General features: G+C 59.1%; 12 protein-coding genes. 11 read left to right on the top strand and 1 reads right to left on the bottom strand.

The features are described 5' to 3' along the window. Positions 1-39: 39 nt before the first annotated feature. The 5 genes from ACP26L_RS26460 to holA all read left to right on the top strand — a co-directional run bounded on the left by ACP26L_RS26460 (position 40) and on the right by holA (position 5,638). Positions 40-909 (top strand): formate/nitrite transporter family protein, encoded by an 870-nt coding sequence (locus ACP26L_RS26460; RefSeq protein WP_426447859.1) that lies wholly within the window; start codon positions 40-42, stop codon positions 907-909. 145 nt (positions 910-1,054) lie between these two features. Beyond that, positions 1,055-1,990, top strand: a complete 936-nt coding sequence (locus ACP26L_RS26455) for an EamA family transporter (protein ID WP_426447857.1) — start codon at positions 1,055-1,057, stop codon at positions 1,988-1,990. A gap of 348 nt (positions 1,991-2,338) precedes the next feature. Beyond that, a complete protein-coding gene (locus ACP26L_RS26450; protein ID WP_426447856.1) occupies positions 2,339-2,896 on the top strand; it encodes an RNA polymerase sigma factor in 558 nt (185 codons plus the stop codon). An 86-nt stretch (positions 2,897-2,982) separates the two neighbouring features. Beyond that, positions 2,983-4,362: a zf-HC2 domain-containing protein gene (locus ACP26L_RS26445; protein WP_426447855.1), complete on the top strand. Its 1,380-nt coding sequence runs from the start codon at positions 2,983-2,985 to the stop codon at positions 4,360-4,362. 256 nt (positions 4,363-4,618) lie between these two features. After that, the gene (gene holA, locus ACP26L_RS26440; RefSeq protein ID WP_426447854.1) at positions 4,619-5,638 is read left to right on the top strand and encodes a DNA polymerase III subunit delta; all 1,020 of its coding nucleotides are present in this window, start codon (positions 4,619-4,621) and stop codon (positions 5,636-5,638) included. Positions 5,639-5,826: 188 nt separating this feature from the next. Here the strand turns inward: holA and rpsT are convergent, their stop codons facing one another. After that, the gene (gene rpsT / locus ACP26L_RS26435; RefSeq protein ID WP_013917850.1) at positions 5,827-6,099 is read right to left on the bottom strand and encodes a 30S ribosomal protein S20; all 273 of its coding nucleotides are present in this window, start codon (positions 6,097-6,099) and stop codon (positions 5,827-5,829) included. A 193-nt stretch (positions 6,100-6,292) separates the two neighbouring features. Here rpsT and gpr point away from each other — a divergent pair, with 193 nt between their 5' ends. The 6 genes from gpr (at position 6,293) to ACP26L_RS26405 (ending at position 13,274) form a co-directional block, all read left to right on the top strand. Further along, entirely contained in the window at positions 6,293-7,291 is a 999-nt protein-coding gene (gene gpr / locus ACP26L_RS26430) for a GPR endopeptidase (RefSeq protein ID WP_426447853.1), read from the top strand. A 250-nt stretch (positions 7,292-7,541) separates the two neighbouring features. After that, positions 7,542-8,789 (top strand): stage II sporulation protein P, encoded by a 1,248-nt coding sequence (locus ACP26L_RS26425; RefSeq protein ID WP_426447852.1) that lies wholly within the window; start codon positions 7,542-7,544, stop codon positions 8,787-8,789. A gap of 123 nt (positions 8,790-8,912) precedes the next feature. Beyond that, a complete protein-coding gene (locus ACP26L_RS26420) occupies positions 8,913-9,284 on the top strand; it encodes a hypothetical protein (protein ID WP_426447850.1) in 372 nt (123 codons plus the stop codon). A gap of 172 nt (positions 9,285-9,456) precedes the next feature. Further along, positions 9,457-11,271, top strand: a complete 1,815-nt coding sequence (gene lepA / locus ACP26L_RS26415; RefSeq protein ID WP_426447849.1) for a translation elongation factor 4 — start codon at positions 9,457-9,459, stop codon at positions 11,269-11,271. A 155-nt stretch (positions 11,272-11,426) separates the two neighbouring features. Beyond that, complete coding sequence (gene hemW, locus ACP26L_RS26410; RefSeq protein ID WP_426447847.1) at positions 11,427-12,605, top strand: radical SAM family heme chaperone HemW; 1,179 nt, start codon at positions 11,427-11,429, stop codon at positions 12,603-12,605. 201 nt (positions 12,606-12,806) lie between these two features. Continuing rightward, positions 12,807-13,274, top strand: a complete 468-nt coding sequence (locus ACP26L_RS26405) for an N-acetyltransferase (RefSeq protein ID WP_426447846.1) — start codon at positions 12,807-12,809, stop codon at positions 13,272-13,274. The last annotated feature ends 142 nt before the right edge of the window (positions 13,275-13,416 follow it).

The following is a 13,416-nucleotide window of genomic DNA, read 5'->3' as shown; positions in this document are numbered from 1 at the left end:
ACGGGGCGGCTTCTGACATTGTACCGAAGGAGGCTGACCATGGATTATGTGAAACCGGAGCAGGTAGTGAACACAATGATCCAGTCGGGTGCGGCAAAAGCGGCACTTGGGGTGAAGGATGCGCTCGTAAGGGGATTCCTGGGCGGGTCTATTCTGGCCTTCGCCACCACGCTGGCCTATACGGCTGCGGCACAGACCAAGCTGCCGCTCGTCGGTGCGCTGGTGTTTCCCGTAGGGTTTGTGATCATCATTCTGCTGGGCCTCGAGCTTGTCACCGGCAGCTTCGCGCTGATTCCGCTGGCGGTGCTCGAGAAGAAAGCGACGCTGCGTTCCATGCTCTCTAATTTTTTCTGGGTCATCCTGGGTCATCTGGTGGGTGCCGTCGTTTATGCCGGATTGTTCTATGCGGCGGTAACCAATTTCGGGCATATTCAGGACCAGAGTGTGATCCAGACGATCATCAAGACCGCGGAGACGAAGACGAACGGCTATGCGGTCCTCGGCTTCGACGGTCTGGCCGCGGTGTTCGCCAAAGCGGTGCTCTGCAACTGGATGGTCACGCTGGGAGCGGTGATGGCCATGACGGCCCAGTCCACCACCGGCAAAATCCTTGCCATGTGGCTCCCGATTCTCACGTTCTTTGCGCAGGGGTTCGAGCATGCCGTTGTGAACATGTTCGTGATTCCGGCCGGCATGCTGTATGGGGCCGATGTCTCCTTCAGCGGTTGGTGGCTGTGGAATCAGCTTCCCGTTCTGCTCGGCAACTTTGCCGGAGGCGTCATCTTCACCGGACTGCTGCTCTACTATACGCATTCTCAGAAAAAGAAAAGCTCCGCAGCCGAGCCGGTAACGGCTTCCGTTCCCAGCAAAGTGGAACTCGTGGCTGCACCCGCTGCACATCGCCGATAAGGCGGGTGCAGTTTTTTGTGTGCATGGGGCGGACATTGGTCCTTGAACAACCGCAGGGGTTCTGATATATTCTATCCTTGGCAGGCCCCGCAGAACGGGGTGCTGTGGGTGGGAGAGGGTTGCAAGACAAGTTGAGTGATTCGAAATGATCAATGTGCGTTTGAGAGCAAGCCTGCTCGTGCTGCTGGGCGCCGCCTCTTACGGTGTGCTGTCCACCTTCGTGAAGCTGGCGTATGCCGACGGCTTCACACCGGGTGAGGTGACGGGCAGCCAAGTGCTTCTAGGCTGTGCCGTAACCTGGCTGCTGGTACTGATCGGCAGCGGCAGGGGGATCCCGTCCATCGCGCCGCGGGTACGGTGGAAGCTGGTCGGCAGCGGCGTCTTCACGGGACTGACCGGCGTGTTCTATTATTATGCGCTGCAGTCGCTGGATGCTTCCTTCGCCGTTCTGCTCCTGTTCCAGTTCACCTGGATGGGGCTCGTGGCGGATTGGGTGCTTCAGGGACGGGTGCCGACACGCTACCGTGTAGCCGGGATCGTCGTTGTCCTGGCGGGGACTGCGATGGCCTCCGGTGTCCTGGACGGCTCGCTGCTGGAGCGCGTGTCGCCTTCGGGCATCGGTCTCGGGCTGGCCGCCGCGGCGAGCTATACGCTCTTCATTTACTTCAGCGGCAAGGTGGCCGTTCAGGTGCCGGCGCTCTGGAGAAGCGCCTGGATGCTGACCGGAGCATCGATCGGGGTGTCGGTCATCTATCCGCCGCAGTTCCTGTGGAACGGCGCGCTCGGCCACGGCCTGCTGATGTGGGGATTTCTGCTCGGCCTCTTCGGGATGATTCTTCCTTCCTATCTATATGCGAAGGGGGCGCCCCGTCTGGATACGGGCCTTACGGCGATTCTCGGAGCGGTAGAGCTGCCGGTTGTGATCATCTGCTCCTCGCTGCTGCTTCAGGAACGGACGGGGCTTGCCGAATGGGCCGGCATAGCGCTGATCCTCGCCGGCATCGTATTCTCGGAGCTCGGCGGAAAGAGCCGTCAGCCGGAGGAGTCCGCATCGGCGGGCCCCGAGGAGCTGCAGGCCTGAGTCGTTCGGGGGCGGCGGTTTGCTGCTCCCGACGAAAGTATGGCGGATGCGCGTGACACGCAGGGTTGATTTTTATGGCTGCAAGGCAATAGCCTGCAGTATTGAAGTGAGCGGCGGACTGGACGCGCCTTCCTTGGGAGGCGGACGGACAGTCCGCTTTTTTGTGTAAGGTGCGAAACAAAACCGGTACCCGTACGTATAATAGGTGACAAAATTTGGCTGAGGCGGTCGGGCGGGCCTCCCTATGCGTACATAACGGATTTTGATATGCTGGTAGAGTTATCGGAAGAAGCTGCAACATTTTTGCGGTCCCGCACGTTTATAAGGTTGCAAGAGAGGGGGATCCCAGTGGTAGCGCCTGAATTAATCAAGGCTGCCCAATCGGGCGATCGCGACGCTCTAATTACCCTACTGCGTGAGATAGAAACCCATGTGTACCGCACGGCCTATTACATCCTCGGTAATGAACAGGATGCGATGGATGCGGCACAGGAAGCGTTAATCCGGATTTATACGAAGATCGGGTCTTATGAAGAGAAAGCCCAGTTCAAAACCTGGGTGCAGCGCATCGTGACGAATCTGTGTATCGATAAGTTCCGCAGAGCGAAGCCGACAGTGTCCATCGAAGGGCACGACCTCACCTTCACCGACCACAAGAGCGTGGAGGACGAGGTGCTGTCCGCTTACGTCGCCCAGGATATCCGGGAGGCGATCGACAAGCTGCCGGAGCATCACCGCTCCGTCGTCGTGCTGAGGTACCTGCAGGACTTCTCTTATAATGAAATAGCGGAGTCGCTGGACCTTCCGATCAATACGGTCAAATCGTATTTGTTCCGGGCCAGGCAGCAGCTCCAGACGATTCTCGGAGAGTATAAGAAGCCGAGCCGGGACGCGGTTCGGGGGTAGCGGTGATGAGCAGCAGAGAGAGAGAAACTTGCAGTGACATGAAAATCAGGGGATATAGTTACAACGCAGAAAGGTAGTGTACGGGGATGATGTGTCAAGAGGTGATCGAACTGATGCAGAGGTACCTAGACAGGGATCTCGACGAGACGGAATACCGCCGGATGCTTCTGCATCTGGAAAACTGTCCGGACTGCACGGAACTGTTCGAGCGTCTTGTGAACGTTTCTCAGGAGCTCGAAAGCCTGCCGAAGGTGCTGCCTCCGTTCTCCCTGGTCGACGCCATTCTGCCGAAGCTGGAAGAGCTGGAAGCGCAGGGGGTGGATGCTGCGGAGCGGGGTCTCGCGGCAGGTGCGGAGAAGACGGCTGCCGCCCCGCCGGCGCCCGAAGAGGTGCGGCCGGCTCCGCGGCCCGAGCGGGGGAGCTGGCGCAAGAACGTGCGGGAATGGGTCTCCTTCCCGGTATTCGGCGGTGTCGTAGCCGCAGGACTGGTGCTGGGGTTCTTCCTGTTCGGCCAGGGCCAGCCGGGACAAGATGCCGATAAGCTGCTCAGCGGCTTGGCCGGCGGCAGCTCGAAGGAGAGCGCATCTTCGGCACCGGCAGCCGCAGGGACGGCGGCGCAGAATGCGCCAGGCGGCAGTGCCGACCAGAACGGCGCGGGGGAACAGCCCAAGGCGGATCTAGTGAACCCGCCGGCCAAGAAGGAGCTTGCGCCGCCTGCCGACGGAGCGAATACAAACGCCGGCGGCACGGCGCCGAAGGAGCCTGCGCCTAGAGCCGGCGGAGCGGCCAAGTCCGCACCGCCGGCCGTGCAGTCGGAGCAGCCGCCTGCAGCGAAACAAACGCAGCCGGATCCGATAGCATCGGCGCAGAACCCGGCGGCTCCGCCGCTGAAAGCGGAAGAGCCCGGCGACGGCCAAGGGGCGGCGTCAGTGCCGCCGGCTGGAGCCGATGCTGCCAAGGGAGCGGCGGCGTCCGAGCCGGCGGCACCGGAAAGTACACCGCCGGCGGATAACGGGGCGCAGGCGTCGGAGGAGCAGCCTTCCAGTGAGCCGGTTGATACGTTCCGGGCCGCAGAAAGCGGCGGAAGTGGTGAGAACGGCACGGGGCAGTCGCTGAAGGCTCCCGATGCGAAAAAAGCGATACCGCAGACTCCTTCCGCTTCGGGAGAGGGAACTTCTTTCGCGGGAATCAGCAGCATCCGTCCTGCAGAGCCGGTGCATAAGCTGGCCGCCGAAGGCGGAGCTTACGCCGCCGCCGTGATCGACGGTAAGGTGCAGATCCAGGACAAGGACGGCAAGACCGTATTTACGAGCATGGACTGGTCGGACGCCGACCGGGTCGACCTCAAGCAGTGGTCGGGGGATAAGCTCACCTACCACGTCGAGATGGAGACCGGCGGCCAGATCCGCTGCTTCATCGTGGATGCCAAAGCGGGCACCGAGACCGAAGGGAAGAAGACGCCATAGAGGTTCTATGTTTCGCGGAATGGCCGCCAAACCATGCACACTCTAGAGCCTTGCGGCGTATACTGCAGCTATAGACATTCATCGATCCACGTCGTATGACCACCTCACCCCGGGTTTCTAGAGCCCGGCATGCGGGGGTGTTTATATAGATGGGTTTCGGGCAAAGGGATTAGGTCAACTCCTCCGGGTTTTGACGTAATCCCTTTGTTGTTGTTATCATGGGAGCATAGAAGAAGAACGGGGTGCATGGGGCAGTATGGATTACAAGACGGCGGTTAAACGGATCGGACGGGGAGAGATAGCACCGATCTACGTGTGCTACGGGGGCGAAGCCTACCTGATCCAGGAGCTGATCTCCCGGCTGACGGACAAGCTGGTCGAGCCGGAACACAAGGCTTTCGCCGTGACCAGGTACGACCTGGCCGAGACGCCGGTGGAGTCGGTCATTGAGGAGGCGGAGACGCTTCCGTTCATGGTGCCGCGCAAGCTGGTTGTGGCTTCGAACGCTTTATTCCTCACAGGAGCCAAGGAAAGCAATAAGGTGGAGCACCGGCTGGAGAAGCTGACGGAGTATATGAAGTCGCCGGTCGATTATTCGGTGCTGATCTTCACGGTGGACGCGGAGAAGCTCGACGAGCGCAAAAAAATTGTGAAGTCGCTGAAGGAAGCGGATGTACTGGTTCCCTGCACGATGCTCTCTGCTGACGAGCTGACCCAATGGGTGGCGCAGGAAGCGCGGCGCCGAGGGTTCGAGTTCGCGCCGGGGGTGGTGGACCGGCTCATTCTCTACACGGGGACCAGCCTGCAGGCGCTGACGAAGGAAGTGGAGAAGTGCGGGCTGTTCGCAGGCCAGGGCGGTACACTGACCGCGGATGATCTCGAGCAGCTGGTCAGCCGCACGACGGAGCAGAACATCTTCCAGCTCATCGAGCATATCGTCCAGATGCAGATGGATCCCGCCTTCACGATGCTGAACGAACTCCTGCGGCGCAAGGAAGAGCCGATCAAGATCGTCATGCTGGTGGCCCGGCAGTTCCGCATCATGTTCCAGGTGAAGGATCTGATGAGCCAGGGCTATTCCCAGCAGCAGATTGCGAGCCAGATCGGGCTGCATCCGTACGGCGTGAAGATCGCGGCGGGGCAGGCGAACCGGTTTGACCTCAAGCGGCTAGGATCGATCCTGCAGCAGCTGGCGGATCTGGACTTTCAGATGAAGAGCGGGCGGATCGACAAAGTGCTGGGTCTCGAGCTCTTCCTGCTCAAGCTGGCTTCCTGAGGAAGCCGGCTGTATGGCTTTCAGCCTTACCTGGCATCGGCGAGGTTAAGAATAGAAAAAAGATCCTCCCCGGATACCCGAAGGGAGGATCTTTTTTCGATGGGAAGCGGAGCTCGCTGCTGCCTGTAAAATGAATAAACGCGCACCGTTCTAGGAACGGTACGCGTTTATTTATCGCTTTGCAAGCATTACGCTTGAGCGGAAAGAGCGTTAAGCTTTTTCGCCAGGCGGGACTTCTTGCGGGCTGCGGCGTTTTTATGGATCAAGCCTTTAGTCGCGGCTTTGTCCAGCTTTTGGCTGGCAGCGATCAGAGCGGCTTTAGCCGTTTCCACGTTAGAGCCTGCTGCAGCGGTCTCGAAAGACTTCACAGCCGTGCGGAGAGCGGATTTATGAGATGCGTTGCGCAGACGGCGCTTCTCGCTCACTTTCACGCGTTTGATTGCGGATTTAATGTTTGGCATTGACGATTCACCTCCTACTACAACTTGCAAAAGACACAAAAAAGCGGTCTATTGACAACTCTTGATATTCTAACATGAGCCCATCCAAATTGCAATAGAGTGTGGGAAAGCCTGCAAAACTTTTGCATAACGGCTCTTCGGAATTGGCACAATAAACCGAGGAAGAGAGCACCATATGAAAGGAGATGGGTTCATGAGTCTCGACCTGAGCGAGTATTCGGTACGCACCGATCTGGCCTTGGAGGCGCATGATATGGCCTCTGCGGGTGGAACGCTGATTCCCGGATTACATAAGACCAATTATGAGGAGGAAGGGATTCGGGTTTCCCTCATTGATATTACCACGCCCGAGGCTTCCCGGACGATCGGCAAGCTGCCGGGGCATTATATTACGATTGACGTGCCGGAGCTCCGCAAGAAGGATACGGAGCTGCAGGACCGTGTGGCGACGCTGTTCGCCAAAGAGTTCGAGCGCTTTCTGCAGAAGCTGAACATCGGGCCTAATGCCAGTGTGCTCATTGTGGGCCTCGGGAATTGGAACGTGACGCCGGATGCGCTCGGACCGATGGTCGTGGAGAACGTGCTGGTCACCCGGCATTTCTTCGAGCTGATGCCGGGTCAGGTTTCCCCGGGGTACCGGCCGGTGAGCGCAGTCGCGCCAGGGGTGCTTGGAACGACGGGAATCGAAACGGGCGAGATCGCACAGGGAATCGTGGACCGCTCGAAGCCGGATCTCGTGATCGCGATCGACGCGCTGGCCTCCCGGTCGCTTGAGCGGGTGAACACGACGATCCAGATCGCCGACACGGGCATCCACCCGGGATCGGGGATCGGCAACAAGCGCAAGGGGCTTACCCTCGATACGCTGGGAGTGCCCTGCATCGCGATCGGCGTGCCTACCGTCGTGTATGCGTCCACCATCGTCAACAATGCCTTTGACATGATGCACAACCACTTCCGCAGCCAGACTTCGAACACCGGCCATATTCTCGGCCTCCTGGACGCCATGCAGGAAGGAGAGCGGCTGCAGCTCGTGAAGGAAGTGCTGAACCCGCTCGGCCACGATCTGCTCGTCACACCGAAGGAAATCGACCAGTTCATCGAAGACATCGCGAGCATCATCGCGAACGGTCTCAATGCGGCGCTGCACGAAGCCGTGGATACGAATAACGTTTCGGCGTATACCCACTAGGACTTGGGCGGCAGCCGGAACATAGCAGAAGAGGGTCCGTCCTGCAGCGGCAGGGGGACGCCTCTTTTTTTGTTTGCCGGGCGGCTCGGGTGGATCTGGGTGCCGCTGCTCGGTTTTGAACCGGACTCTCCGATTGGAATGAATCTATTATGCGGCTCTATTGCATATCGTTCTATTCTTCTTTTTTGGTTCTACCCTCCGTCCTCCGCTCATAGAGTTGATAGTAGAGAAGGCTGAAGGAGGAATGGCTATGATGAAATGGTCAGCCGTAACGGCAAGCTGGAGCAGGTATAAAAAAACAGGACAAGCCATCGGCGTGTATACCCGCACGCTTACCATTCTGATGACGGGGAGCGTCGTGTTTTTTCTCGGACTCGGGGTCCTCGGGTATATGCAGTCCAAGCTGACGGGGACGGCGCCGTCCTCCTCGATGAAGGGGCTCGCAGCTTCGGTATCGAGCCGGTTTTTCATGGATATGATGGGGATGGAGGTGCCGCACCTGCAGGCGGACCGGCAGTCGTTCACCTTCTCCCAGTCGAACATCTCGGGCTTTCTCTTCTCGCTCGTCACGGATATCAATCCGGACGACCCGAAGACCTTGATCGCGCGCGAGATGCCCGGGATGGACAGGCCGGTGGTGCTCAGCACGCCGCAGGGAGGCCTTGTCGTAGACTCGCCGGAGGATTACGGACCGACATCGCCCGACTTGTTCAAGGGAGAGAACCTCGGGGAAGCCGGCTCCATTACCGCCAATCCGGGCGGCGAAGAGGGACCGGTGCTGGGGCCCGCTCTCCCGGCACAGGCCAAGCCGCCAAGCTCGGCAGGCAAGAATGTGGCTTTTATCTATCAGTCTCACAACCAGGAATCCTATCTTCCGGAGCTGCCGGGCACGAAGGATCCGGACAAGGCGTACGACCCGAAGAAGAATGTGACGCTGGTCGGGCTTCGTCTGGCACAGAAGCTGGAGAAGGAAGGGATTGGGGCGGTTCATTCGGACAAGAACTATCCGGCCATCGAGAAGACCTTCAACTATTACTATTCTTATAAGTACTCCTTCAAAACGCTGCAGGAAGCGATGGCGGGGCACCCCGATCTGGACTTCTACTTCGATATCCACCGCGATTCCCAGCGAAGGGACAAGACCACCGCCCGGATCGGCGGCAAGGATTATGCCCAGATTTATTTCATTATTGGAGGGAAGAATCCGAAGTGGAAGGAAAATTACGCGTTCGCCGAGCGGATCGACAAGGTGCTGGAGGAGAAGTACCCGGGCCTCTCCAAGGGAATTCACGCGAAGAGCGGTGAAGGCAACGGGGTGTACAACCAGAATTTCTCGCCGAATAGCGTCCTGATCGAAGTGGGTGGTGTCGATAACTCGCTGGAGGAATGCTACCGGACCGTGGACGCCCTGGCGGACGCGATCTCCGAGGTAATCCTCAATGCGCAGAAGGTGGACGCCAAGCCGCAGGGCGGCGGGGATGGCAAGAAGCAGGGATAAGGAAGAAGCGGGATTGTGGAAGAAACCAGGCTTAGGAAGTGGCACGGATGAGCCGGATACAGGAAATACACTTGACGGACAGGCAGGTAGCGAGGATCAATAACGGACAGGGGGACGAAGGCGATGAGGGGAAATGCGGCAGTGACGATCGGCGGGGTGGCACTGGCCATGGGATTCTGCATCTTCTTCGGCGTCTCCCTGGCCACGCAGGGGACCGAGCGGATCAACGGGCCGCTGGAGCGTGTGCAGGTGTCCGCCCAGCCGCGCGCTTATACGGCGGCTCCGGCCGGCAAGACGGCTGCCCCTCAGCCGGTGAAGGAGGCGGCGGTGTCGGGGGCCAAAGGGGACGGCCGCCCACTGCCGCGCCCCGCCGAGGAGCCGGCGGCCGACACCGGCATCAACCGGCTCGGCAACAAGGCGGGCGAGCTGCTGCAGATCATCACGCGCCACGCCATCAAGCTGTTCGTTTCGATGGTGGAAGCGGTGCTGGAATAGCGTCAAGCCAGGGGAGGGCGTTCCCGTATCGCGGCGGCAGCTGCGGTGCTGGGGAGCGCCCTTTTTCGGCGTAGGTTGAAATCCCATAGGCGGGGTACATTGATGCAGGGCCCCACAACTGCTATAATAAGAAGTATTGTAAAAATTGCAGGTTAGTGAGGTTTAGCTGCCGATGGATATTCAGGCCAGACAGAAGAAAATCAGAAACTTTAGCATTATCGCCCATATCGACCACGGAAAATCGACGCTGGCGGACCGTATTCTTGAGTTTACCGGAGCGCTTACCTCGCGCGAAATGCAGGAACAGGTGCTCGACCAGATGGAGCTCGAGCGCGAACGCGGCATCACGATCAAGCTGCAGGCTGTACGGCTGAACTACCGCGCCGACGACGGCGAGGATTATATATTGAACCTGATCGACACCCCGGGACACGTCGACTTCACGTACGAGGTCTCCCGAAGCCTGGCGGCCTGTGAAGGCGCGCTGCTGGTGGTGGACGCGGCACAGGGGATCGAGGCGCAGACGCTGGCGAACGTGTACCTCGCCCTAGACAACAACCTCGAGATTCTGCCGGTCATCAACAAGATCGACCTGCCGAGCGCTGACCCTGAACGCGTGAAGACCGAAGTCGAAGATGTCATCGGCCTGGACGCGAGCGAAGCGGTGCTGGCTTCCGCCAAGGCGGGCATCGGGATCAAGGAAATCCTGGAGCAGGTCGTCCAGAAGGTGCCGGCGCCGACCGGGCAGTCGGATAACCCGCTGAAGGCCCTTATTTTCGACTCCCACTACGATCCGTACAAGGGCGTTATCGTCTACGTGCGGGTAGTGGACGGCTCGATCCGCGCGGGTTCCAAGATCAAGTTCATGGCGACCGAAGCGGTATTCGACGTCATTGAAGTCGGGGCGTTCAAGCCGCGGATGAGCACAGTGGAGTCACTCGAAGTGGGCGACGTAGGCTTTATCGTGGCCGGCATCAAGAATGTCGGTGACACACGGGTCGGGGACACGGTCACCGACGCGAAGAACCCGACGCCGGAACCGCTGCCGGGCTACCGCAAGATCAACCCCATGGTGTTCTGCGGACTGTACCCGATCGAGACGAGCGATTACAACGACCTGCGCGAAGCGCTCGAGAAGCTGCAGCTCAACGACGCGTCGCTGAGCTTCGAGCCGGAGACTTCGACGGCGCTGGGCTTCGGCTTCCGCTGCGGCTTCCTCGGACTGCTGCATATGGATGTGATCCAGGAGCGCATCGAGCGGGAGTTCGATATTCCGCTGATCACCACGGCGCCGAGCGTAGTGTTCAAGGTGCATGAGACCAACGGCAATGTGCTCAGCATCGAGAACCCTTCGCTGTTCCCGGAGCCGGGCAAGATCGATTATGTCGAAGAGCCTTACGTCAAGGCTTCGATCATCGTGCCGAAGGATTACGTCGGAACGATCATGGAGCTGTGCCAGAACAAGCGCGGCGAGTATAATACGATGGAATACCTCGATGCAACGCGGGTGACGCTGAAGTACGACATCCCGCTGTCCGAGATCGTGTACGACTTCTTCGACCAGCTGAAGTCGAGCACCCGGGGCTATGCTTCCTTCGATTATGAGGTGTCGGGCTACAAGCAGTCGAACCTCGTGAAGATGGACATCATGCTGAACGGCGAGCAGGTCGATGCCCTGTCGTTCATCGTGCACCGCGACCGCGCCTACAACCGCGGCCGCATCATCTGCGAGAAGCTGCGCGAGCTCATCCCCCGCCAGATGTTCGAGGTGCCGATCCAGGCGGCCATCGGCCAAAAGATCATCGCCCGCGAAACGGTCAAGGCGATGCGCAAGAACGTTCTTGCCAAGTGTTACGGGGGCGATATCTCGCGGAAGCGGAAGCTCCTCGAGAAGCAGAAAGAGGGCAAGAAGCGCATGAAGCAGGTCGGCAGCGTAGAGGTGCCGCAGGAAGCGTTCATGGCGGTCCTGAAGCTCGACGACAACTAAGACAGATACGCCGGCAGGTGCTTTCGGACTCCCCCTTGCGGGGAGCCCGGCACCTGCTTTTGATTTGGGGACGAAAGCCGGCGGCTTCGAGTTATCGGAGCGGGGCCGGGTTAAATAAAAGAAGAGCGCCCGGACGGGCGCAGGAGGGAACGCCGATGCATAGAATGCACCTAGAACAAACGCCGGCGGCGGTATACATTCATATCCCGTTCTGTACGAACAAGTGCCACTACTGCGATTTTAATTCCTATGTGCTCAAGGGACAGCCTGTGATGGATTATCTCGAAGCGCTGGAGAGGGAGATGGCCGAGACCGTCCGTCTCGTCCCGCCGGGGGAGATTCAGACGATCTTCGTGGGCGGCGGGACGCCGACCGTGCTGACGCCTCCGCAGATGAAGGTGTTTCTGGAGGGCGTGAAGCGCTATTTTCCGAACTGGTCGGAGCATATCGAATTCACGATGGAGGCGAATCCGGGCACGACGGACCTGGAGAAGCTCCAGGCGATGCGAGAGGGCGGGGTCAACCGCATCTCGTTCGGGGTGCAGTCGTTCGATAACGGGCTGCTCGAGGGCATCGGACGCATTCACAACACCGACGACGTCTACCGGAGTCTGGAGAATGCAAGGAAGGCCGGCTTCACGAACCTGTCGATCGACCTGATGTTCGGTCTGCCGGGCCAGACGCCGCAGATCATGCAGGATACGCTGACGAAGGCGCTGGCGTTGGACTTGCCCCACTATTCGATCTACAGCCTGAAGGTGGAGGAGAATACGCTGTTTCACACCCTGTACCAGCGCGGCGAACTGAAGCTCCCGGAAGAAGAGGCGGAGCTCGAGATGTTCCTCGCCCTGATGGAGCGGCTGAAGAGCGAAGGGTACGGACAGTACGAGATCAGCAACTTCGCGCGGCCGGGGTATGAGAGCCGGCACAACGCGATGTACTGGCGCAACCAGAGCTACTACGGCCTGGGCGCCGGGGCGCACGGGTATGTGCACGGCTTGCGGCATGTCAATATCAAGGGCGTGCAGCCGTATATCGATGCGACGCGCAAGGGACGCCCGCTGCTCAGCACGGAGGAGATCACCGTGGAGGAAGCGATGGAGGACTTCATGATGGTCGGACTGCGGATGCTGCAGGGCGTGAAGGGCAGCGATTTTGAGTTCCAGTTCGGGCGTTCTCTCGAATCCGTCTTCGGCGGCGTGCTTGGCACGCTGTGCGGGAAGGGGCTGCTGGAGAACACGGCGGAAGGGTACCGTCTGAGCTCGCAGGGCATTCTGCTCGGCAACGAGGTGTTCGGTGAATTTTTAGGGCTCGCGGAGCAAAAAAAGATCTGAACGGTTCAAAAAATGGGTTGATGGATTATACGTCGTGTTGTATATTTATTCATATGATTTTCTTCAGTTGATAGAGGCGGCAGCCTAAAGGGGATGCACGCGGATATCGACCTTGAGAAGACTCGGCCGCATGCTCCTCACGGAGTGTCCGGGCCGGCTCGCTCTTGAAGGCAGACTTAGAGGGAATGGTGGGGATCTGCAATGACGACGACATTAACCTGCCGCAAAGCGGTGGAGCAGGATATTGACAGACTGTATCATATTATTCAAGGGTATGCGGAGAAAGGAATTATGCTTCCGCGCACCCGGGAGACGCTCGCGGCACAGCTCGATACGTTCGTCGTTGCAGAGATCGGCGATGAGCTCGTAGGCTGCGGCTCCCTGACCCGGCTCGGACAGGATCTCGTGGAGATCCGGTCGCTCGGCGTTACGGAAGGGCACAAGGGGCAGGGGATCGGCAAAGCGATCGTCTCGCTGCTGGAGCAGGAGGCGAGAAAGCAGGGCATTCCGAAGCTGATGGCGCTGACCTATGAAGACAAATTCTTTGAACGCAGCGGGTTTAGCGTCGTGCCCAAAGAGATCTTCCCGGAGAAGGTGTGGCGCGACTGCATCCACTGCAAAAAACAGCACTGCTGCGATGAAATCGCGGTGCTCAAACGACTGGATTGACTTGACACAGACCCTTTGGGTCTGTTATTTTTGTATTAGCTTAGCACTCACTTCGAAGGAGTGCTAACGACAAGCCCGTCAGAGGGTTTTCTCTCTGCGCGGCCCTTTGTAATGTTCTTAAGTCATTCAGCTTCTAGGGGTT

It is taken from the genome of Paenibacillus sp. S-38, from assembly GCF_049942825.1.
Lineage (GTDB): Bacteria > Bacillota > Bacilli > Paenibacillales > NBRC-103111 > Paenibacillus_G.
The sequence above is the reverse complement of the archived record's forward strand: the minus strand, read 5'-3'. Positions and strand labels throughout refer to the sequence as shown.

Excerpts from the sequence above, each read along its gene's own strand:
- ACP26L_RS26460 (WP_426447859.1), top strand. The coding sequence starts at position 40 with ATGGATTATGTGAAACCGGAGCAGGTAGTGAACACAATGATCCAGTCG.
- ACP26L_RS26455 (WP_426447857.1), top strand. The coding sequence starts at position 1,055 with ATGATCAATGTGCGTTTGAGAGCAAGCCTGCTCGTGCTGCTGGGCGCC.
- ACP26L_RS26445 (WP_426447855.1), top strand. The coding sequence starts at position 2,983 with ATGATGTGTCAAGAGGTGATCGAACTGATGCAGAGGTACCTAGACAGG.
- holA (WP_426447854.1), top strand. The coding sequence starts at position 4,619 with ATGGATTACAAGACGGCGGTTAAACGGATCGGACGGGGAGAGATAGCA.
- rpsT (WP_013917850.1), bottom strand. The coding sequence starts at position 6,099 with ATGCCAAACATTAAATCCGCAATCAAACGCGTGAAAGTGAGCGAGAAG.
- gpr (WP_426447853.1), top strand. The coding sequence starts at position 6,293 with ATGAGTCTCGACCTGAGCGAGTATTCGGTACGCACCGATCTGGCCTTG.
- ACP26L_RS26425 (WP_426447852.1), top strand. The coding sequence starts at position 7,542 with ATGATGAAATGGTCAGCCGTAACGGCAAGCTGGAGCAGGTATAAAAAA.
- ACP26L_RS26420 (WP_426447850.1), top strand. The coding sequence starts at position 8,913 with ATGAGGGGAAATGCGGCAGTGACGATCGGCGGGGTGGCACTGGCCATG.
- lepA (WP_426447849.1), top strand. The coding sequence starts at position 9,457 with ATGGATATTCAGGCCAGACAGAAGAAAATCAGAAACTTTAGCATTATC.
- hemW (WP_426447847.1), top strand. The coding sequence starts at position 11,427 with ATGCATAGAATGCACCTAGAACAAACGCCGGCGGCGGTATACATTCAT.
- ACP26L_RS26405 (WP_426447846.1), top strand. The coding sequence starts at position 12,807 with ATGACGACGACATTAACCTGCCGCAAAGCGGTGGAGCAGGATATTGAC.